The organism is Pontibacter silvestris (genome assembly GCF_020907275.1).
Lineage (GTDB): Bacteria > Bacteroidota > Bacteroidia > Cytophagales > Hymenobacteraceae > Pontibacter > Pontibacter silvestris.
In genome coordinates this window covers 1-21,297 of the sequence record NZ_JAJJWI010000023.1, presented here as the reverse complement: position 1 = coordinate 21,297, position 21,297 = coordinate 1, and the positions used below count along the sequence as shown (strand labels likewise).

The following is a 21,297-nucleotide window of genomic DNA, read 5'->3' as shown; positions in this document are numbered from 1 at the left end:
TTCGTGGATAAACAAGTCTGCCTTGAATCGTAAGTTAACGCCCTTTTTATTTTTATTTATTGCACTGCTCTGCTTTCTGGCTACAGCTGTGCTTCATTTTAATCTGTTTTCTACAAAAAATGATGCAGATTTTAAGGAGCAGCTTGAAGCGATTAGTGAGCATGTCAGTAACTGCTTAACTAAAGCTAAAAGTGAAGCAGAAGCAATTGGCAAGCAACTCCAACAGAATGAAGCATCTTTTTCTGCTTTATTGCGTCAAGCAAATTATCCGACCTTTGTTTATAGAGGTGCCCGTTTAATTTTCTGGTCCGACCATACTATTATTCCTGATCTTGATTTTCCGCCGTCCCCGTTAAAGGTTTCAACAGCTCAGAATGAATATGGTAAGTTTATCGTAGTACCGCGTGTAACAGGTAATTATACTGTATTTATCTATATCCCACTGCAGGTCGATTATCGGATCAGTAACAATTACCTATCATCGCAGTTAGATAAGGAAATTTTTGATAATGCACAGGTCGGTTTATATCTGAATAAACAAGCTGGTTTACCACAAGTAGTTACCTCTGATGGGGAATTTCTATTTGCTGTAGATTTTACCCAAGCTAAGCATAAAACAGCGAGCACTCCGCTGCAACTTATCTTTTTAGTAACTGGAGTGGTCTTTTTTGTGCTCTTTAGTATAGCCATTTGCCGAAGGTTAATTCAGCGACGGCGCCATAATAAAGGTGTTTTTGTGCTGTTAGTGCTTCTGATCCTGCTAAGGGTAAGTTTATTATTGCTAAACCTGCCTTTTGCTATTGCAGATCTTGAGCTATTTGATCCTAAACTGTATGCTGCTTCTTTTTGGTCGCCATCTATAGGTGACCTGGCATTAAACTTATTGCTTTTGGAAACAGTAGCGGGTGCCGCATTGTATTTGTTTCGGAAGAACAGGATACTGGCTCAGCTTAAAACAATTGATCAGGAGCACAGCCGCAATCTGCAGATCGGATGCATACTGTTTTTTTACCTGCTTACAGTAATGCTGTTTAATTTCTATTACGGCATCTACCATAACTCTCCACTTATATTAGATGTAACGCAGTCCCTTGTTTTTTCGCGGTATAAAGTTGCTATGTATGGGGTAATGCTGTTGCACACGATTGCTCTCTGCGCTTTTACCTATATGCTGGCAACTGTGGTAACTGTACTTTTGCAGAATGAACCTAAAAAGTGGCCTTACCAAATGTTAGGAGCTATTGTTGGTGTACTGTTGCTGCTTACAGGTGCGTTTATTCCGCAGCTTATCGGAGTAATTTTGATAGGGCTTCTCTTTTGGCTGATTATATTTTTTTCTGCCCAACGTCAAAGTGTAGTAAACTTTCCTTATCGCACTTATCTATTCGTTTTTTTGGTAATTATAGTGAGTGCACTTACAGGGGCGTTTGCCATCTTTACGCATTACCAAAGTGAGCTTAAACTTTATAAACAGGAGTTTGCTTCTAACATCTTACAGGAAAATGATGTTTTGGGAGAGTTTATGCTCGAGAGCGTGGCAGACAGAATAGCTTCCGATAAGCTGATACGAACAAAGATGATGGGGCCTTATGTTGATGCGTCTTTTATTAAAAGGAAAATATCAAGGCAGTATCTTCCAGGCTATTTTGATAAGTATGAGGTTGACGTGCATCTGTTCGATAACCAGGGACGCCCGCTGGAAAGCACAGCTCCGACAGCTACTACCTTACAGGAATTGTTGCAAAAGTATGATAGACCCGACACCAGGACGGAGCGGCGTAACTTGCTCCTTATTAAAGATCCGACACGTTTTAACGTTCGCGTTTACCTGCAATTCATTCAGGTGCCTATAGGCCGTTGGCAGAAAGGGACTATTGTTCTTCAGCTAACACTTAAAAAGCTACTGCCGAATAGCCTGGTGCCAGAGCTGTTGGTTAATCAGAGGTCTAATAAAACTTTTAGAGCAGATATGCTCAGCTATGCTATATATGACCATGGCCAGCTTAAGTATAGTGAGGGCGAGTACGATTATGCCATTAACTTTAACAGGAGCTTCTTACGAAGGGCTGATTTGATACGCCAGGGAATAACGCAGGATGACTTTCATCATTATGGTGTTATAGACGAAGATAATGGGCAAATGCTTATTATTACAACAGAGAACTATGGTGGTAGAGAACTGTTATCAAACTTCTCTTTTCTTTTTCTGGCTTTTACAGTAGGGGTGGTGCTGTGTGGGCTGCTTTACCTCCTGATAGAACGGAGCCGTTTACGAAGCTTTAGCCCTAATTTCAGCACTAAAATTCAGATATTCCTGAACTTCGGAATTATGCTGCCTCTATTATTAGTAAGTATAACCACGGCAGGCCTTGTTACGGCTTCTTATCGTAAAGACTTGATGAGCACTTATGAGCAGCGAGGAGAGGCTGTACGTGAAAATCTTACTCAGTTTGTTACACGCGATCAGATAACGAGGAATGTATTACAAGATAAAGTAGCAGAAATAGCTGCCATTGCAGAGGCTGATGTTAATGTGTACGACAGGTTTGGGAAGCTTTTAGTAACAAGCCAGCCCTTGATATTTGAAGCTGGGTTACTGTCAAAGTTAGTTAACCCGGAAGCTTATGCGGCCATTTCTGAACGGCAGGCTTTACGATCCATGTTAGAGGAGAGAGCCGGTAGCCTTACGTTTAACTCCGTATATCTGCCGTTGCGGCAGACAAATAATTCAGGTGAGCTTTTAGGTTTTATTGGTATTCCTTTCTTCGATTCTGAAAAGCAGCTAGACCTGAAGCTTATCGAACTGATTACGACAACCATGAACATCTTTACCATTATGTTTATCATGTTCATGACGTTGACGTTTTTTGCTTCCCGTGTACTTACAGTGCCATTGCGTGTATTGGCCGACAAGCTGAAACGTACCTCGCTCACCGGACAGAATGAAACGTTGACTTATGCCGGTACAGATGAAATTGGTATGCTGGTAAATGAATATAACCGTATGCTGCTGACATTGGAGCAGAACAAGGTAGACCTGGCGATGCAGGAGAAAGAGGCGGCCTGGCGGGAAATGGCCCGGCAGGTAGCACATGAAATAAAGAACCCACTGACACCGATGAAGCTTTCACTGCAGTATCTGCAGAAAGCCATAGCGGAGAAAAGGCCTAATACAGAGCAGTTGATAGATAAAATATCACATACTCTTATTACGCAGATTAATATACTGAATGATATCGCTACCTCATTCTCCAGCTTTACCTCTATGCCGGAGCCTAAAAATGAGCGAATGGATATAACCGCTGCCCTGCAAAGAGCCAGTGATCTGCATAACGATCCGGCAACAGCAGAGGTGATTACGGCTATACCGAAAGAAGAGATAGTGGTAATGGCAGATGAGAACCTGTTGGTTCGCACTTTTAATAACCTGCTGCTAAATGCTATTCAGGCAGTGCCGGCCAGCAGAAAGCCACAAATAAGAGTGGCGATGGAAGTAAAGCCTGACCATAGTGTCTTAATTTCTATTCAGGATAATGGTAGTGGAATTCCTGAGGAAATTCGCAGTAAAGTGTTTATACCTAATTTCAGCACAAAATATACCGGTTCTGGTATAGGTTTGGCTGTAGCCAAGAGAGGAATTGAAAATGCAGGAGGCCGTGTTTGGTTTGAGACGGAGGAGGGAAGCGGTACTACGTTTTATATTTCTTTACCCTTGGCGGAGCCATGAATAGGTGGGTTATAATAGGGTTGCTCTTATTGTTGAGCCTTCCTTTGCGGGCGCAGATTCCTGTTAATAACCAGCGTTGCAAATGGCTACAGGTTAACGGAGAACCTATTGTGCTGGATTCGTTGACTATATTACCTGCCTCTGTTTCTTTTGCGGGGCCAAAGCAGGATCAGTTTGCCTTTGACTACGACTACAGTACCAATCAATTTAAGTTTACAAAGTTTCCTGCTCCTGATTCTGTTGGCACTAAAGGCCTGTTCCCGGACTCTGTGTTGGTATGCTACCGTGTACTGCCCTTAAACCTTACTAGGCCTGCTTTTCACCGCGACCTTACAAAGCTGGAGATGAATTCTTTTCATAAAGATTTTTACCAGGAGGATTTTAGTGCCAAAGAAGAAATATTTAGTACACCAGGGTTGAATAAAACTGGTAGTATTTCCAGGGGAATCTCCTTCGGCAATACACAAAACGTATTTGTAAACTCTGCGCTTAACCTTCAGTTGGATGGAAAGCTAACTGATGACATTGGTATTACAGCTGCTATTACAGATCAGAATATTCCTTTTCAGCCAGAGGGAAACACGCAACAGTTACAGGAGTTTGATAAAGTATACATTACACTGAAGCACAGGCTGTGGCAGCTAACAGCAGGTGATGTGGTGCTGCGTAGTAAGCCCTCTTACTTTATGCAGTTTTACAAAAACGTTCAGGGAGCTGCTTTTGAAACAACATTTGGCAAGTCTCCTGAAACACAGGGAGTGACTACAGTGGCCGCTTCTGTTTCTAAAGGAAAGTTTGCGAGTAAAACCTTACAGGCACAGGAAGGAGTACTGGGGCCTTATAGATTAACCGGACCAAATAACGAGCGTTTCATTATTATACTGGCAAATTCCGAACGTGTATTCCTAGATGGGAAACTACTTATGCGCGGCTACGACTATGACTATACCATAGATTATAACCAGGCAGAAGTTACTTTTACTACCCGCCATGTAATCACCAAAAATTCCCGCCTTAAAGTTGATTTTGAGTATTCGGACCAGAACTATAGCAGGGGCATTTATCATCTGAGTCATTATCAGCAACTAAATAAGCTGCGGGTGTATGCGAACTACTATAACGAGTCTGACAATCCGAACAACCTTCTGAATCTGGATTTGAGTGATGAGGAAAAACGACTATTAGTGAGTATTGGTGATAGTTTATCTTTGGCTGTAACCTCTGGTGCTGATAGTGTTGCTTTTGACCCTGCGCAGGTACTGTATGCAAAGCGCGATACTATTTATGGTAGCGGACAAAGTGCGGCTTCAATTTTTGTTTACTCCAGCGACTCTAATGAGGCATATTACAATGTTCGCTTTACTGAAGTTGGTAGCAACCAAGGTAATTATGTTGCTTCTAATGATGCTGTAAACGGACGTGTGTATAAATGGGTGGCTCCTGTAAATGGGGTGCCGCAGGGAAACTACCTGCCAATACGTATACTGCCTACTCCCCGTAAGAAGCAATTAGTAACACTTGGTGGTAATTATGAAGTAGCGAAAGGGATAAATGTTTTTATAGAGGGAGCCACTTCAGAAAATGATCTGAATAGGTTCTCAAAGTTTGATGCACAGGATGATCAGGGGAAAGCAGCCCGGATGGGTTACACTATTGAGAACAGAGAATTGCCAGCTTTGGGCAAGTATAAGCTTAACAGTAGCCTTAACTATGAATATGCTGACAGGAACTTTGTGCCAATAGACAGGTACCGTCCTATTGAATTTGACAGGGACTGGAGTTTGCAGGACACAGATACTAAAGCAGAAGACCATATCTTTAATTTTTCGGTAGGAGCTGCTAAAGATGCTGCTAATTTATTTAATTATCGTGTCAGCAGACGGTACAGAGAACAGCAGGTGGATGGAGTGCAGCAATACCTGGATGTGTTGCAGCGACTGGGGCGTTTTGAGTTAACCAACAACGTCTTTGTACTTAAAAGTGAGCAGGAAAACGTAAGGGAGTCGGAGTGGTATCGTGGTGACGTAGGAGTAAGGTACAATGCCGGAGCTTTCTCACCAGGCTATATTTACCGTTTTGATAAGAATAAAATTAAAGCCCTTGAAACAGATTCGGTGGTTGGTTCCGCTATGTATTTTGAGGAGCATCTGGTGTATGTAGAGAGCAGCGACACAGCCCGTACTAAGTTCAGATTCGATTACAGCCATCGCACTGACCTTAGACCAACAGCTGATGGGCAAATGGGATTACCAGAAGTGGGGCAGACATATAATGGACTTCTACAAACAAGAATCAATGCAGAAAATGATCTGTCTATTCAGGCTACCTACCGCAAATTAGAACTGGCCACTGCACAGGATGAAGAAACTGTACAAGCAAGAGCAGATTGGAATGCCGGTTTTTTAGATGGTAGCTTTGCTTCAGAATTGAGTTACAGTGTGGGTACAGGCAGGGAGCTTAAACGCATATTTATTTTTACAGAGACTCTACCAGGGCAGGGAACGCACTATCTGCGTGATGGCGGTAACCCAAACAACCTGAATGATTACCTGGAGGCGCAAACGGTAGACCAGCGGCGTTATATTAAAGTCTTTTTGCCAACAGATGAGTACATCAACGCCTATACCAATCGTTTTACGTATCGCCTGAACAGTAATGCCCCCCGTAGTTGGAGAGGAGAACAAGGTTTAAAAGGTCTAGCATCGCACTTTTCAATGTTAACTTTTATTAGTGTAGACAAAAAAACAACTGATAACGACCTCTCGCAACGCTTTAACCCTTTTAGTGATAATTTTGAGGACGAGTCTTTGATATCGTTAGTGAAGTCGCTGCGCAATACAGTTTACTTTAACCGAAGCAATCCGAACTATGGCTTAGAGTATACCATTCAGCAGAACCAACAGAAATCGTTGTTGGCAAATGGTACCGAAACCCGTAATGTTGGCAACCATACCTTGACAGGCCGCCTAAACCTGAATGAGGTGTTGGGCGCTAAGTTAAGTTCCAGTATAAATGTGCGGGAAAACCGTTCTAATTTTCTGGATTCGAAGAATTTTAAAATAGAGTCTAAAGAGCTGACACCAGAGCTGGCCTACCAGCCAAACACGAGCCTGCGCTTTACAGGTACATATCAGTTTGCCCTGCGCCAGGATCTGCTATCTGAGCCAGAGGCGAAGCAGCAAGGAGCTTTCCATGAACTAGGGCTGGAAGCAAAAGTAAGCCAAGTAAGCAAACGGACCATTGCTGGAAATATCCGTTATGTGAACATCAGCTACAAAGGCGATCAGAACACTTATGTCGGCTATGAAATTCTGAATGCCTTACGCCCTGGTAATAACATGACATGGTCACTGAACGTGCAGCAGCGTCTCAGCAACGGCCTAAATATTTCCCTTAACTACGATGGCCGGAAAGCAAACGATGTAGGAGCTGTGCATACAGGGCGTACACAAGTATCGGTGCTGTTTTAATAAAATAAAGGATATAAAAAGTTTCGGTCTTTTGTAACTTCCATAAGTTTTTGAGATTAATCAGCAGAACTAGTTAGCTTTTGCTGTGGTGATAAATTAAACTGCGATTATAAAAGCAGTAACTCCAATAGCAGGTTTATAAAAGACAAACCCACTCACGCAACGTAAGTGGGTTTATAGTATATAGTGCAGTAGTTGATTATAATTTATAATCAGCTACTTTTATTCATGATCTTAATAATACTTCCCTTCCATCAGGTAGTTCTGCACATAATCTTTCACACCCTCTTCTAAAGTATAAAAAGGTTTATCGTAACCGATAGAGCGAAGCTTACTCATATTTGCCTCTGTAAAGTACTGATATGTGTCGCGTATAGTGGCTGGCGTATCAATAAAATCAATATTCGCTGTTTCACCCATCGCTTGAAAAGTATTAAGCGCCAGCGCCATAAAAGTACGAGCTTTTCCGGAGCCAAGGTTGTATATGCCGGAATCTTTGCGGTGGTGCATCAGGAACAAACATACATCCACTACATCTTTCACATATATAAAATCCCGCATCTGCTCCCCATCAGCAAAATCAGGATTGTGAGAGCGGAACAGGGCAAGGCGGCCTTTGTCCCTAATTTGGTTATATGCATGGAATATAACAGAGGCCATTTTGCCTTTATGGTACTCGTTGGGGCCATACACATTAAAGAACTTGAGGCCAGCCCAGAAGAAAGGTTTTGCTGTTTGCTCCAGTGCCCAAATATCAAAATCATTCTTTGATTCTCCGTAAGGGTTTAACGGCTGCAGTAGCGGAATAGTAGCTTCGTTGTCGTCGTAGCCTAAGGTGCCAGTACCATAAGTAGCCGCAGAAGAAGCGTAAACCAGCGGAATCTGGTATTCGCAGCAGGCATTCCACACTTGCTTGGAGTAGTTCAGGTTCAGCATGTCGAACACATCTTTGTTAAACTCCGTGGTATCGGTACGGGCGCCTAGGTGGAAGATAAACTCAACCTCTTCGTAGTTGCTGTCGAGCCATGCTATAAAGTTATCGCGGTCTACAAACTCCTTTATTTTCTTGCCTTGCAGATTATTCTCTTTTTTAGCGACAGAAAAATTATCTACCACCACTATATCATTAAAATTAGCCTGGTTCAGCCTGCTTACAAGGCAGCTGGCAATAAAACCTGCAGCTCCGGTTACTACAATCATAGTTCAGTATTTAATCCTATAACGAAAATTGCTTTAAATTTACGAAAATATACGGTGTAGCTTTAGTAAATAAGGCGGCACGATAAGCTATAATTTGAAACAGAAACTCCACTTATTTGATAAACTCTGTTGGCTTTTACTACTTAGCCTGCTGCTGAGTAGTGCCTGTAGCCAAACGGAGAAGCCAACAGAAGAAGGCACTATTGTATTACAGGATGACCTGGGGCGGGAAATTCAACTTGAGAAGCAGCCGCTAAGGGTTGTATCTCTTGCTTCTTCTATGACAGAAATGTTATTTGCTGTACTGGACACCAGTACTATTGTTGGCCGCACCCAAAATGATGATTACCCTGCCGCTGCTTTAACCAAGCCAGTTGTTAAGAACTATCCTATTGATTATGAGCAGGTGCTGCGTTTAAAGCCAGATGTTATTTTTACAGTAGAAGGTATTACGCCACCAGACGATGCTGCTCGTCTTGAAGAGCTAGGGGTTCCGGTGTATTACCAAACATATGCCTCGGTAGAAGATATTTTTAACGGCTTAGAAGATATAGGACGTATAATGGGGCGGGAGGAGCAGGCAGAGCACCTGACAGATTCGCTACGGCAGCAGGTGAACGAGCTAAAGCAACGATATCAGGCTCAGCAGAGGCAGCCTCTGCGTGTACTAGCCATCACCTGGAAAGACCCTATTTATGTACACGGGCAAAATACTATCCTCACAGATAAGCTACACATATTAGGTGCTGAGAATGCCGTACAGGAAGTCTTTGATCAACCATATCCGTCCATTACTCGTGAGTATATTCTGAAACTAAATCCAGATGTAATACTGGGAGATGACCGGGAGAAAATGGAAAAGGAATTTTTTGGCCAATATCCGGAACTTCGTAAAACCAAAGCTTATCAGCAGGGGCGTATCTACGGCACAACCGATAACTTAATGTCCAGGCCAGGACCGCGTGTGGTAGAGTCTATACTTGAACTGGAGAGGTTACTTTACCATGAGTAAGCTATTATACGTTACTGCTGCTTTGTTGCTGATACTGGTGGTGTTGCTATTGGGGCTGCAGGTAGGTTCTTTTGAGTCTGGCATAGCTACTATAGCAGACGCTTTTTTATATTATAATCCAGATAACACAACCCATTTTGCCATTGTACATTTGCGCTTGCCGCGCCTGTTGCTAGCTTTAGTGGTAGGAGCCTCATTAGCTTTTGCCGGTTATTTATTACAGGCTATGGTGAATAACGGTTTGGCTGAGCCATATTTGCTGGGCACTGCTTCCGGGGCTTCGCTGGGTGCGGTAGTGGTTTTTTTTGGCTTTGTGGAAAGTACGGTGGCTGGTTTTTATTTGCCTCCTGTTCTTGCTTTTGCAGGAGCCTTTATTACTACATTAATGGCGGTTATGCTGGGCTATAGGAAGCGTCAGCTTATTCCGTCGCAGTTGCTGTTGGCAGGTATTGCACTAAGTTCCCTTTGTACCGCTGTGGTAGGCTTGCTTACTTTTCTGTCAGACTCAGAAGGAAAGCTGAAGTCTATTATTTTCTGGTCGATGGGAAGCTTTGAGCGAGCCAGTTGGACTTTGCTGCCCTATCCGGCTGTAGCACTTTTGCTGGCGCTGTTACTGTTTATCTTTTATCAGAAACAGCTTAACATTTTATTATTAGGAGCAGAGCGTGCGCAGGCACTGGGGCTGCAGGTGGCACAAACAAGATGGGTTATTCTGCTTACTGTTTCAATAGTAACAGGCTTTTCTGTGGCCTCTTCTGGTCCGGTTGGTTTTGTTGGGCTGATCATTCCTCATGTTACACGTAGTATGATGGGCGCATCAGGCCGTTGGAACCTGCTTTTTTGTGCTTTTATCGGCGGCCTTTTCATGATGCTTTGCGATTTACTCTCCCGCCTTATTTATCCTCCTGTAGGAATACCTATTGGAATTATTACTTCATTCTTTGGTGTTCCTTTCTTTGTATATTTGCTGTCAAGAAAGAATTACAATTTTTAGAATAGATGATTTACGTAAGCAGGTTAGAGCACTTCAACGCAGCACATAAGCTGCATAACCCGAACTGGTCTTTGGCAAAGAACAAGGAGGTTTTCGGGCCATGTGCCAATACCAACTGGCACGGACACAACTACGAGTTGATTGTTACCGTAAAGGGGCTGCCTGACCCGGATACAGGTTTTGTAATTGATCTGAAAAAGCTTAGCTCACTTATCCAAAAGCATGTTATTGAGAAAGTAGACCACAAGAACCTAAACCTTGATGTTGCTTTTATGGAAGACAAGTTAGCAAGTACAGAAAACTTAATTGTAGAGTTCTGGCAAATTCTGGCTCCACGTATTGCCGAAATCTCTGAAGCTAAATTGCATAGCCTTAAACTTTACGAAACACCTAGAAACTACGTAGAGTATTTCGGCGAATAAACAATTTACCACAATAGCTCATGAGTAATATAATTTATGAGGTATTGTGGTAACATTTTTTTAATACCTGTTATAGGTATTCTCAAACGGACACGAACTGCATGAAATATTACATTATAGCTGGTGAGCGATCCGGTGACTTACATGCTTCTAATTTAATTAAACAGCTGCTAAAGCAAGACCCACAGGCAATCATCAGAGGTTGGGGAGGTGATATGATGCAGGCTGCCGGTATGGATTTGGTGCATCATTACCAGGAAATGGCTTTTATGGGCTTTGCTGAAGTGCTAAAAAACCTTGGTAAAATAAGCGGCTTCCTGAAAGAATGTAAAGCAGATATCAAAAGCTTCTGGCCTGATGTAGTCATATTAGTGGATTATGCAGGTTTTAACTTACGTATTGCCAAATTTGCTAAGGCACAAGGGCTGAAAGTATTTTATTATATCTCTCCTAAAATATGGGCCTGGAACCAAGGCCGCGTGCATAAAATTAAAAAGTTGGTAGATCGCATGTTTGTTATCATGCCTTTTGAGGAAGACTTTTATGGTCGCTATGACTATAAAGTAGACTACATCGGAAATCCTGTGAATGATTCAGTTACTGATCATGCCGTTAACCCTGATTTTATAGCAAAGAATAAGCTGAACAACAAACCAATTATAGCAGTACTGCCAGGAAGCCGTAAGCAGGAGATTGAGAATATGCTGCAGGTAATGCTAAGTATATTGCCTTCCTTCCGAGATTATCAGTTTGTAGTAGCTGGGGTTAATAATTTCTCCAAAGAATTTTACGCAGCTTATAATCCTGACACCAATATTAAGATTGTATATGACCAGACTTATGATCTGTTATCTTATGCAAAAGCTGCTCTGGTAACTTCTGGCACAGCCACTTTAGAAACGGCTCTTTTTGATGTGCCGCAAGTAGTTTGTTACAAGACCAGTAAAATTTCTTATACTATTGGGAAAATGGTAATAAAAGTGCCTTACATCTCACTTGTAAATCTGATAGCAGGTAAACCTGTTGTTACAGAACTTATACAGGATGACTTTACACCTAAGAAAATAACTGCCGAATTAAAGGAGATCTTATTTGATAAGTACTTCATTAAAAAGCAGAAGGAGGGCTATGCGTCTATACGTCAGAAGATCGGGGATTTTCGTACAGCCGAACGTGCTGCTGAGCTAATGGTTAGCTATTTGAAGCAATAAATCAAAACTAGAGTAGGAGAGAAGAAGGCTAACGTGTAAAACTATTTTATCTACTAAGAAAAAGCCCCTGCATAGTTATACTATACAGGGGCTTTTTCTTAAGGATGCAGTTGTTCTTGTTAAGCTACTCTTAATTGTTTAAGTGTAGATTTATCAAACTTTTCACGGGCATAGTCACCTGTGATAGTCAGTTCTTTTGAACCTTCTATAGATGGTAACTCAAACATTGCATCTGTCATAATTCCTTCACAGATGGAGCGAAGACCACGTGCTCCCAATTTATATTCTGCGGCTCTTTCAACAATGTAATCTAGCGCATCATCAGCAAAGCTTATGGTAATATTCTCCATTTCAAACAGGCGTTTGTACTGCTTAATGATAGAGTTCTTCGGCTCCAGCAGAATGCGGCGCAGCGTCTCTTTGTCTAATGGGTTCAGGTGAGTGGCTACTGGTAAACGGCCAATGAGCTCTGGTATCAGCCCAAACCCTTTCAGGTCTTGTGCTGTCAGGTATCTCAGGAAGTTTTCATTTTCTCCCACTTCATCCAGGTTAGATTTAGAGAAGCCTATCGGACGCGTGTTCAAACGGTTCTTGATAATTCTGTCGATACCTACAAAAGCTCCACCGCATATGAACAGAATATTTTCTGTGTTTACCGTGATCATCTTCTGCTCAGGGTGTTTACGTCCTCCTTGCGGTGGTACATTTACAACGGTGCCTTCCAGCAATTTCAGAAGCGCCTGCTGTACGCCTTCGCCGCTAACATCACGCGTAATAGAGGGATTATCACTTTTACGGGCTATCTTGTCAATTTCATCGATGTACACAATTCCTCGTTCTGCAGCCTCTACATTATAATCGGCAGCTTGAAGCAGGCGGGTAAGTATGCTCTCTACATCTTCTCCCACATAACCAGCTTCTGTTAGCACAGTAGCATCAGCAATACAGAAAGGCACCTGAAGAATACCAGCCATCATACGGGCAAGGTAGGTTTTACCTGTACCAGTTTCTCCAACCATAATGATGTTAGATTTTTCAATTACTACATCATCTTCCTTGGTACGTTGCATTAGTCGTTTGTAGTGGTTGTAAACCGCTACTGACATTACTTTCTTTGCTTCATCTTGTCCAACTACAAACTGGTCCAGGTACTCCTTCATTTCCTTTGGTTTCATCAGGTTAAACTTAGGAGTGCGGCTGCTCGCGCGGATCTTGTTTTCCTCGTTCAGTATTTGCTGTGCCTGACCGATACAACGATCACAGATATGAGCGTTAATACCGGAAATCATCACTGATACATCTTTCTTATTTTTGCCGCAAAATGAGCAGGTTATTTCAGCCATAAGAGTTAATAAAAACAGGGTTGTTGTGCTTCGCCAGGCAAAGCATGAAACAAAGGTACAAAATTGAAAAGTTAAATAAACAGAATTTTTTTAACCTAAATATTGATTTGGAGACAAAACTTATGCATTAATTACAAAATCTATATAAATAGATAAATGCACAACTTGTTGACGCTTATAGTCTTATGTGTATGATTTGTGCACAATAAGCTGTTGATAAATTTTTGTGAAATTTAGTACTTTATGTATAAAAGTTGTCTGCTTCAGAAAAAAACTGTTGTAAAGGCAAAAAACCCGCCATATTTTCATATAGCGGGTTTTGCATAATTTGGTTAAAACAGCTTATTAAGTCGTCTTACGGGTAAGGACTTCATCAATAAGACCAAATTCTTTTGCTTCTTCGGCACGCATCCAGTAATCACGCTCTGAGTTGTCATAAATATCCTGATATGACTTACCTGAGTGCTCAGCCAGAATTTCGTAGAGTTCTTTCTTTAATTTCAGAATTTCACGGGCTGTGATCTCGATATCAGTAGCTTGCCCTTGCGCACCACCCATTGGTTGGTGAATCATAATGCGGGAGTGAGGCAGGGAAGAACGCTTGTTCTTAGCTCCACCGGCCAGCAATACCGCTCCCATAGAAGCAGCCAGACCAGTACAGATAGTAGCAACATCTGGGCTTACATACTGCATGGTGTCATATATACCTAAGCCAGCATATACAGAACCTCCAGGGCTGTTAATATAGAGCAGAATATCTTTTTTTGCATCAGCCGACTCCAGGAACAGAAGCTGAGCTGTAATAATATTAGCAATGAAATCATCTACCTGTGTTCCCAGGAAAATGATGCGGTCCATGATCAGGCGCGAAAACACGTCAATCTCACGGAAGTTTGTCGGGCGTTCTTCAATTACAGAACGGGTCATGCTCTCTACAGTGTGCATGGCTCTGCTCTCTATATGATGAATATATTGGTCTACGCCCAAGCCGTTTAGCCCTTGGCCTTTCACGGCAAATTTCCGGAACTCGTCTTTGTTAAACATATCTTGTTTAGATTTACGATTTACTCAAAAATAAAAAAGTCCTTTATAAAAAAGGACTTTTTTTAATATAGTTTATTTACCGTTTCCTTAAAACGATAAGTTTCTGAAGTCCTCGGCAGTAATAGTCTGCTCAACTACAGTAAGTTGCTCTTTAAGTTTTGTAAGCACCTTCTCGGCTAGTAGCTGCTCGTATTCATTAATGTAGTTACGGCCATTATCCTGTCTTAGGTACTGGTCTGCGTAATTATTCATGCTTTCCACCAGTTCTTCTGGTATTTCAGGCATGTTAAACTGAGCAAGCATTTTCTCTTTTGTGCTTTCTACTACTTCGTCGTTGCTTACTTTAATGTCTTCGTTCTCGGCAACTACTTTATTCTTGATCATAGACCACTTCAGCTCACGCACATATTGATCGAAATTCTCTTCGATTTGCTCTGGCGTTAAACGGCCTTCGTTTGTTACAGTTAACCAACGCTTGAAAAACTCAGTAGGTAGTTCTACCTCCAGGTTATCAACAAGCGTATCAATAATTTTACGGTTTAGCAGGTTCTCAGCTTCGTTCTTATAGTTTTCTTCGATTGTTTCACGAATCTTGGCATCGAACTCTTCTTCAGTTTTAACCTCATCTTTACCGAAAAGTTTATCAAAAAGCTCCTGGTTAAGTTCTGCAGGCTCTGTACGGGTAACTTTTTCTACTGTAAACTCAAATTCACCGTTAAGGTCAGCCACTACGTCTTTGCTTAGACCTGTAACATGCGCCAGCGCAGCGTTGTCATCACCAAATGTCTTACGGATGTCGAAACGAATAACGTCACCAGCTTTAACACCTACGAACTGTTCCTGACCTTCCACTACGCGATTTGTAGGGATAAGGGTTTTAGATTCAAATTCACCTTCTACCTGCTTTAGCTCTCCTGATATAAAGTCACCTTGCTCGGATGTTTCTGGCTCAGCATTCTTGCCGAACTGGCGTCTGATGTTTTCGTAAGCCTCGTCCATTGTCTTTTGGTCCAGCTCTACAGAATATCCCTCTACGCTTTTATCAAGCGGAAGGTTGATGTCTGGCAGCAAACCAACTGCATAAGTAAATTCAAATGTCTTTTGGTTATCCCAATCAATAGCTTCTTGTTCAGGCTCTGGAAGTGGTTCACCTAAAAGCTTTACATCATTCTCACGGATATATTTAGAGATTTCATCTTGTAAAATCTTGTTGATTTGTTCTACAAGAATGCTCTTGCCATACATCTTCTTTACAAGTCCGGCAGGCACTTTACCAGGTCTGAAGCCTTTGATCTGTGCTTTTTTACTGAACTCTTTTACCTGCTGGTCAACTTTAGGAGAGTAGTCGGCCTCTTCCAGAACAACCTTCAGTTGAGCATTTGTGCTGTCGGTTTGGTTTAATGTAATATTCAAGGCTTATAAATTTTTTATGTTTGCGACTTCTAGTAAAAACAAACCCCCAACATGGCTGTTGAGGGTCCTTTTTGTGTGCGGATGGAGGGACTCGAACCCCCATGCCTCGCAGCGCTAGATCCTAAGTCTAGTGCGTCTACCAATTTCGCCACATCCGCTTGTGTGTGCTTGTTTGTAATAGTGATGCAAAGGTAAGCACCTTTTTTTTATTTGCAATACCTCAATCCAAAATTCTTAAATATTTTTTTAGATTTTAATCTCTGTTTTGTGATGTTTTTAGCTTAAAACATTGTTGCATTGTTGTTTATGCTTTTAAAATTATCTAAATATTTTTTGCTCTTAATAGAAAGAGACTTGCTCTTTATGATTTTAGGCATGAATTTTTTTTCCAAGTTAAAGTTTAAAAAGCCTTGTGCTTATTGTCTTAAGTCTTATTAGGTCTTATTGATTGCACACGATAAAGAAGTATATTTGAAACTTATAATGCTGCTATAATATTTATACATAAAAAAGCCTATGGGCGGAGCAGATTTTACGCAAGTTGCTATGATTGATCGGGAAGCGGAACGCAAGGAGATCTTAAGACATTACAGAAGGTTACTTCGGTATGCGAAGCCTTTTCTAAAGGACAACGATGCCAAAATAATAAAGAAAGCTTTTAACACATCGTTAGAAGCTCATAAAGACATGCGGCGCAAGTCGGGGGAACCATACATTCTGCACCCGCTTGCCGTGGCACAGATTGCAGTGGAAGAAATAGGGTTAGGTACAACTTCTATAGTGGCAGCATTACTGCACGATGTCGTAGAAGATACGGAGCTGGAAATTTCTGATATTGAGCGGGAGTTTGGGCCAAGTGTAGCACGTATTATAGAAGGGTTAACTAAAATTTCGGGTGTTTTCGATTATGGCTCATCGCAGCAGGCAGAGAACTTCCGAAAAATGCTTCTGACGCTTTCAGACGATGTGCGGGTGATATTGATAAAGCTGGCTGATCGTCTGCACAACATGCGGACTCTAGGAAGCATGCCCCGGCATAAGCAGCTGAAGATCGCTTCCGAAACCATGTACCTGTACGCGCCGTTGGCGCATCGCTTGGGTTTATATGCTATCAAGTCAGAGCTGGAAGACCTGTATTTGAAGTATACTGATACGGATACGTATAAAGATATTTCCTATAAAATAAGGCAAACCCGTAGCGCCCGGAATAAGTTTATAAAAGACTTTACTGCTCCAATAGAAGAAGAGCTGAGAAAATACGGCTTTAAGTTTACCATTAAGGGCAGGCCAAAGTCCATTTACTCTATCTTAAAGAAGATAAAGAAACAGAACATTACTTTTGAAGAAGTATATGATTTGTTTGCCATCCGGATTATATTGGATGTACCCCCTGAAAATGAGAAAGCCGCCTGCTGGCAGGTGTATTCTATCGTAACAGACTTTTATCAGCCTAACCCCGATCGCCTGCGAGACTGGGTGAATACACCAAAATCTAACGGTTATGAATCGTTGCATACAACGGTTATGAGTAAACCGGGGCAGTGGGTTGAGGTGCAGATTCGTACCAAGCGAATGGATGAGATTGCTGAGCGCGGTTATGCTGCCCACTGGAAATACAAAACAGAGGGCACTGTCTCAGAGTCAGCTTTGGAGCTCTGGATAAACAAAGTGCGGGATATGCTGGAAAGCAACACAGCCAACGCACTTGAGTTTATGGATGAGTTCCGCAAGAACTTGTTTGTGGAAGAGGTTTATGTCTTTACGCCGAAAGGGGAGCTTATTATTCTTCCTGATCGGGCTACGGCCTTGGACTTCGCTTTTGATATTCATACCCAGATAGGTTTGCAATGCTTGGGTGCTAAGGTTAACCAGAAGTTGGTTCCGCTTAGTTATAGGCTTCATAATGGAGACCAGGTAGAAATTCTCACCTCACAAAAGCAGAAGCCTAACGATGAGTGGTTACAATATGTAGTTACTTCTAAAGCTCGCTCCAGTATTAAAGATGCCTTGCGTGAAGAACGCAAGAATAAAGTAGAGGAAGGGAAGGATCTGCTAAGGCAGCGTCTGGCACAACTGAAAGTTGCAGATTCGCAAAGTAACTTAAACAAGCTGATGGCATTCTTTAATGTGCCTAATGTGCAGGACCTGTACTATCGTATTGCTACAGGTCATCTGGATGTAAAAGATATCAAAGAGATCGTTTTCTCTTCTGCCGCTGAAAAGAGCCCATCTATATTAGAGCCAAAAACATTTGATAAAGAAGTGCAGAAAATCAGGGGCGTAAACTCTGATATGTTAGTAATAGGAGAGAAGACATCCAATATTGATTACCATGTGGCTGAATGCTGTAATCCTATTCCCGGAGATGATGTGTTTGGTTTTGAGACTGAAGATGAGGGTATTGTGATTCATCGTACCAACTGCCCTAAAGGTATGGAGTTGATGTCTAATTATGGTAACCGTATTGTAAAAGCCAAGTGGACGGAGCAGAAAGAACTGGCATTTTTAGCCGGTATCAGAATAAAAGGTACGGATAGGTTTGGCTTAGTGAACGACTTAACTAAAGTTATATCCAATAGCTTAAAGGTAAATATGCGCTCCATCACTATCGATTCCGATGATGGAATTTTTGAAGGTAAAATAATGGTTTTTGTGAACGACACGGGCCATTTAGATAGACTTATTCAGCGCATGAGCAAAGTAAATGGCGTGCTTACTGTCGAGCGTTTCGACAAATAAGCTAAAGCTTTTAATAATTAAAGGAAATGGCATTAGACGTAAATAAATTCGAAGAAGTAAAGAAAATTTTCACAGCTTATCTGGAGAGTAAAGGCTTGCGTAAAACACCGGAGCGTTACGCTATCCTGGAAGAGATATATTCCCGTGATGGGCATTTTGATGTAGAGTCACTGTACATCAGTATGAAAAACAAAAACTATCGTGTAAGCCGAGCTACAGTATATAATACCCTGGACCTGCTGGTAGAAAATGACCTGGTAAGTAAGCATCAGTTTGGCCGTAACCTGGCACAGTACGAAAAATCGTATGGCTATCGTCAGCACGATCACGTAATATGTACAGAGTGCCACAAAGTGGTCGAATTTTGTGATCCACGTATTCATAATATTCAAACCATGGTGGGTGACCTGTTAAATTTTTATATTTTACACCACTCGCTGAACCTATATGGTGTTTGTGGCGATTGCCGGGCCAAGAAAGCAGCGAAAGAGGAACAGTATCATGAAGTATCAGATAGAGGAAAAGAATGACATTCTTTTTGTCAGGCTGCAAGGTGACCTGATAGCGGGAACTGATTCTCAGGTAATGATGAACGAGGTAGATGAACTTCGGGACGATAAGGTAATGCTTAGTGCGGTTGACCTGTCTAATGTGCGGTTCATGGATAGCAGTGGCATGGGCGTGTTGGTGTCGCTCCTGACAAGGTTCCGCAACAGGGGAGGTGAGCTTGTGCTGATAAAGCCATCTGATCATATCCGGAAGCTTCTGATCGTAACTAAGCTTAACGCCATATTCACGATTGCGGAGAACGATAATTTTGCTGAGCAGTTTCTTAAAGAATCTATTTATTAGACCCCAGAGATGAACACAGTGTTGTAATAAAGGATTTGTAACTACATAATGTAAAAAGAGGCTAACCTTTGGGTATAGCCTCTTTTTACATTATGTAGTTAGCTAAGGACTAAGGTTTCTTTTTCCATATGTGCAGTGGCAATATTCTATTTGTATTTTTATTTCCCAAAGATAAATTTGCTACCTTTGGGAGTAAAAAGATTATAGTTGGCCTTTAGCTATTGCTGTAAAAGTACATTCTACGGCTTTAGTGTGGGTTTTCTGAAATGGTAATTTATTGGAGTAATTTCTAAAGGAATATATTTACAAACATTTAAATGGCAGTTGATATACTAATAGGTCTGCAGTGGGGAGACGAAGGAAAAGGTAAGATTGTAGATGTGCTGGCACCGACCTATGATATTGTAGCCCGTTTTCAGGGCGGACCAAATGCAGGTCACACACTAGAATTTGAAGGTACAAAACACGTATTGCATCAAATCCCTTCAGGCATCTTTCATCCGCACATCCAGAACATTATTGGTAATGGAGTTGTACTGGATCCGATTGTGTTTCGTACTGAAATGCAGAAATTGCAGGATCGAGGTGTAAACGCTGCTGAGAACTTATTTATATCAAAAAAGGCCTCGCTTATTCTTCCTTCTCACAAAGTGCTGGATCGTGTTTCAGAAGAAGCACTTGGTGAAGGCAAGATTGGGTCTACTTTAAAAGGTATCGGGCCTACTTACCAGGATAAAATCGGACGAGTGGGTTTGCGCGTAGGCGATATCCTGGCAGATGATTTTCAGGAGCGATACAATAAACTGGTGGATCGCCATCGTAGAACAGTAGAATTTTACGGTCAGCAACTGGATATCTCTGAGCAGGAGCAAACATTCTTTGAAGCTGTTGATTACCTACGAACGCTTCAGTTGGGCGATACAGAATATCTTATTAATGAAGCCATCAGAAACGGTAAGAAAGTTCTGGCAGAAGGAGCGCAGGGGGCTTTGCTCGACGTAGATTTCGGAACATATCCATTTGTTACGTCTTCTACTACTTTAGTTGCTGGCGCATGTACTGGTCTGGGTGTAGCACCGAGAAACATAGGTGAAGTGTACGGTATTTTTAAAGCTTACTGTACTCGTGTGGGAAGTGGTCCTTTCCCTACAGAGCTTCTGGATGAAGTAGGGGAGAGTATACGCCAGGCTGGTCGTGAATTCGGTTCAACTACAGGCCGTCCTCGTCGCTGTGGCTGGGTAGATTTGCCTACTCTGAAATATTCTATTATGTTGAATGGTGTAACTCAGCTCAACATGATGAAAGCAGATGTGCTGACAGAGTTTGATACAATAAAAGTATGTACACATTACAAGCTACCTTCTGGTGAAATTACTGATCAGGTTCCTCACTCTCTTGATGAGCAACTGGAGCCTGTTTACGAGGAGTTACCTGGTTGGAAAGTAGATTTAAATCTAATAGATAATGTAGAAGAACTGCCAGCTGCTTTTGTAAACTACTTAAGCTTTTTGGAAGAACACCTGCAAGTACCTATTACTATCGTTTCTGTAGGGCCAGACAGAAAAAGTACTTTGAAAAGAGAAGGTATAAAAGTTAGCTAATTGTCGCTTAAAAATATATTTTAGAAGCTCCGCTTATTCATCAAGCGGAGCTTCTGTTTTTTGTGCATCTGCGACAACCGCAAGCTTCAAGTAAGGTGGAGTGTACCTTACTTGAAGTTTGCGGTCTTTGAAGATAGAATAGGTGTTAGTTTTAGCAACAGATAGAAAGACTGATATCATATTTCTGAAAAAGCAGGCTCTAGAAAGAATCTTATCATGAGTGAACTTTTGAACTGATACAGTATGTTATATCCCAGTGCGAGTTAAGA

General features: G+C 41.7%; 14 protein-coding genes and 1 tRNA gene. 10 read left to right on the top strand and 5 right to left on the bottom strand.

Annotated elements, in window-relative coordinates:
• Positions 1–88 precede the first annotated feature (88 nt).
• Both LN995_RS17805 and LN995_RS17800 read left to right on the top strand, forming a co-directional pair.
• The gene (locus LN995_RS17805) at positions 89–3,727 is read left to right on the top strand and encodes a sensor histidine kinase (protein ID WP_229962440.1); all 3,639 of its coding nucleotides are present in this window, start codon (positions 89–91) and stop codon (positions 3,725–3,727) included.
• On the top strand, positions 3,724–7,197 hold the full coding sequence (locus LN995_RS17800; protein ID WP_229962439.1) for a hypothetical protein: 3,474 nt from the start codon (positions 3,724–3,726) through the stop codon (positions 7,195–7,197). Before LN995_RS17805 ends, LN995_RS17800 begins: the two co-directional genes overlap by 4 nt.
• A 234-nt stretch (positions 7,198–7,431) precedes the next feature.
• Here LN995_RS17800 and rfaD read toward each other — a convergent pair whose 3' ends face one another.
• Positions 7,432–8,397, bottom strand: a complete 966-nt coding sequence (gene rfaD / locus LN995_RS17795; RefSeq protein WP_229962438.1) for an ADP-glyceromanno-heptose 6-epimerase — start codon at positions 8,395–8,397, stop codon at positions 7,432–7,434.
• A gap of 94 nt (positions 8,398–8,491) precedes the next feature.
• Between rfaD and LN995_RS17790 the strand changes: the two genes are divergently transcribed.
• The 4 genes from LN995_RS17790 to lpxB all read left to right on the top strand — a co-directional run bounded on the left by LN995_RS17790 (position 8,492) and on the right by lpxB (position 12,036).
• The gene (locus LN995_RS17790) at positions 8,492–9,409 is read left to right on the top strand and encodes an ABC transporter substrate-binding protein (RefSeq protein WP_229962437.1); all 918 of its coding nucleotides are present in this window, start codon (positions 8,492–8,494) and stop codon (positions 9,407–9,409) included.
• Positions 9,402–10,403: a FecCD family ABC transporter permease gene (locus LN995_RS17785; protein ID WP_229962436.1), complete on the top strand. Its 1,002-nt coding sequence runs from the start codon at positions 9,402–9,404 to the stop codon at positions 10,401–10,403. The genes LN995_RS17790 and LN995_RS17785 overlap by 8 nt, the downstream gene beginning before the upstream one ends.
• A gap of 5 nt (positions 10,404–10,408) precedes the next feature.
• Positions 10,409–10,825, top strand: coding sequence for a 6-pyruvoyl trahydropterin synthase family protein (locus tag LN995_RS17780; protein WP_229962435.1), 417 nt, complete (start codon positions 10,409–10,411; stop codon positions 10,823–10,825).
• Between the two features lie 101 nt (positions 10,826–10,926).
• Entirely contained in the window at positions 10,927–12,036 is a 1,110-nt protein-coding gene (gene lpxB, locus LN995_RS17775) for a lipid-A-disaccharide synthase (protein WP_229962434.1), read from the top strand.
• A 119-nt stretch (positions 12,037–12,155) separates the two neighbouring features.
• On the opposite strand, the gene clpX is transcribed toward lpxB, so the two are convergent.
• The 4 genes from clpX to LN995_RS17755 form a co-directional block, all read right to left on the bottom strand.
• Entirely contained in the window at positions 12,156–13,379 is a 1,224-nt protein-coding gene (gene clpX / locus LN995_RS17770; RefSeq protein ID WP_229962433.1) for an ATP-dependent Clp protease ATP-binding subunit ClpX, read from the bottom strand.
• Positions 13,380–13,724: 345 nt separating this feature from the next.
• Positions 13,725–14,423: a ClpP family protease gene (locus tag LN995_RS17765; RefSeq protein ID WP_229962432.1), complete on the bottom strand. Its 699-nt coding sequence runs from the start codon at positions 14,421–14,423 to the stop codon at positions 13,725–13,727.
• An 87-nt stretch (positions 14,424–14,510) separates the two neighbouring features.
• The gene (gene tig, locus LN995_RS17760; protein WP_229962431.1) at positions 14,511–15,836 is read right to left on the bottom strand and encodes a trigger factor; all 1,326 of its coding nucleotides are present in this window, start codon (positions 15,834–15,836) and stop codon (positions 14,511–14,513) included.
• 76 nt (positions 15,837–15,912) lie between these two features.
• A tRNA-Leu gene (locus LN995_RS17755) sits at positions 15,913–15,994 on the bottom strand.
• A gap of 358 nt (positions 15,995–16,352) precedes the next feature.
• Here LN995_RS17755 and LN995_RS17750 point away from each other — a divergent pair.
• From LN995_RS17750 to LN995_RS17735, 4 genes are all read left to right on the top strand, one after another.
• The gene (locus tag LN995_RS17750) at positions 16,353–18,575 is read left to right on the top strand and encodes a RelA/SpoT family protein (RefSeq protein WP_229962430.1); all 2,223 of its coding nucleotides are present in this window, start codon (positions 16,353–16,355) and stop codon (positions 18,573–18,575) included.
• Between the two features lie 26 nt (positions 18,576–18,601).
• Positions 18,602–19,105, top strand: a complete 504-nt coding sequence (locus tag LN995_RS17745) for a Fur family transcriptional regulator (protein WP_229962429.1) — start codon at positions 18,602–18,604, stop codon at positions 19,103–19,105.
• Positions 19,077–19,427 carry an STAS domain-containing protein gene (locus LN995_RS17740; protein WP_229962428.1) on the top strand — a complete coding sequence of 117 codons (351 nt, stop codon included), beginning with the start codon at positions 19,077–19,079 and terminating at the stop codon, positions 19,425–19,427. The genes LN995_RS17745 and LN995_RS17740 overlap by 29 nt, the downstream gene beginning before the upstream one ends.
• A gap of 317 nt (positions 19,428–19,744) precedes the next feature.
• The gene (locus LN995_RS17735; protein ID WP_229962427.1) at positions 19,745–21,028 is read left to right on the top strand and encodes an adenylosuccinate synthase; all 1,284 of its coding nucleotides are present in this window, start codon (positions 19,745–19,747) and stop codon (positions 21,026–21,028) included.
• Positions 21,029–21,297 lie beyond the last annotated feature (269 nt).

Coding starts and splice junctions, on each gene's coding strand:
- LN995_RS17800 (WP_229962439.1), top strand. CDS start 3,724: ATGAATAGGTGGGTTATAATAGGGTTGCTCTTATTGTTGAGCCTTCCT.
- rfaD (WP_229962438.1), bottom strand. CDS start 8,397: ATGATTGTAGTAACCGGAGCTGCAGGTTTTATTGCCAGCTGCCTTGTA.
- LN995_RS17785 (WP_229962436.1), top strand. CDS start 9,402: ATGAGTAAGCTATTATACGTTACTGCTGCTTTGTTGCTGATACTGGTG.
- LN995_RS17780 (WP_229962435.1), top strand. CDS start 10,409: ATGATTTACGTAAGCAGGTTAGAGCACTTCAACGCAGCACATAAGCTG.
- lpxB (WP_229962434.1), top strand. CDS start 10,927: ATGAAATATTACATTATAGCTGGTGAGCGATCCGGTGACTTACATGCT.
- clpX (WP_229962433.1), bottom strand. CDS start 13,379: ATGGCTGAAATAACCTGCTCATTTTGCGGCAAAAATAAGAAAGATGTA.
- LN995_RS17765 (WP_229962432.1), bottom strand. CDS start 14,423: ATGTTTAACAAAGACGAGTTCCGGAAATTTGCCGTGAAAGGCCAAGGG.
- LN995_RS17750 (WP_229962430.1), top strand. CDS start 16,353: ATGGGCGGAGCAGATTTTACGCAAGTTGCTATGATTGATCGGGAAGCG.
- LN995_RS17745 (WP_229962429.1), top strand. CDS start 18,602: ATGGCATTAGACGTAAATAAATTCGAAGAAGTAAAGAAAATTTTCACA.
- LN995_RS17740 (WP_229962428.1), top strand. CDS start 19,077: ATGAAGTATCAGATAGAGGAAAAGAATGACATTCTTTTTGTCAGGCTG.
- LN995_RS17735 (WP_229962427.1), top strand. CDS start 19,745: ATGGCAGTTGATATACTAATAGGTCTGCAGTGGGGAGACGAAGGAAAA.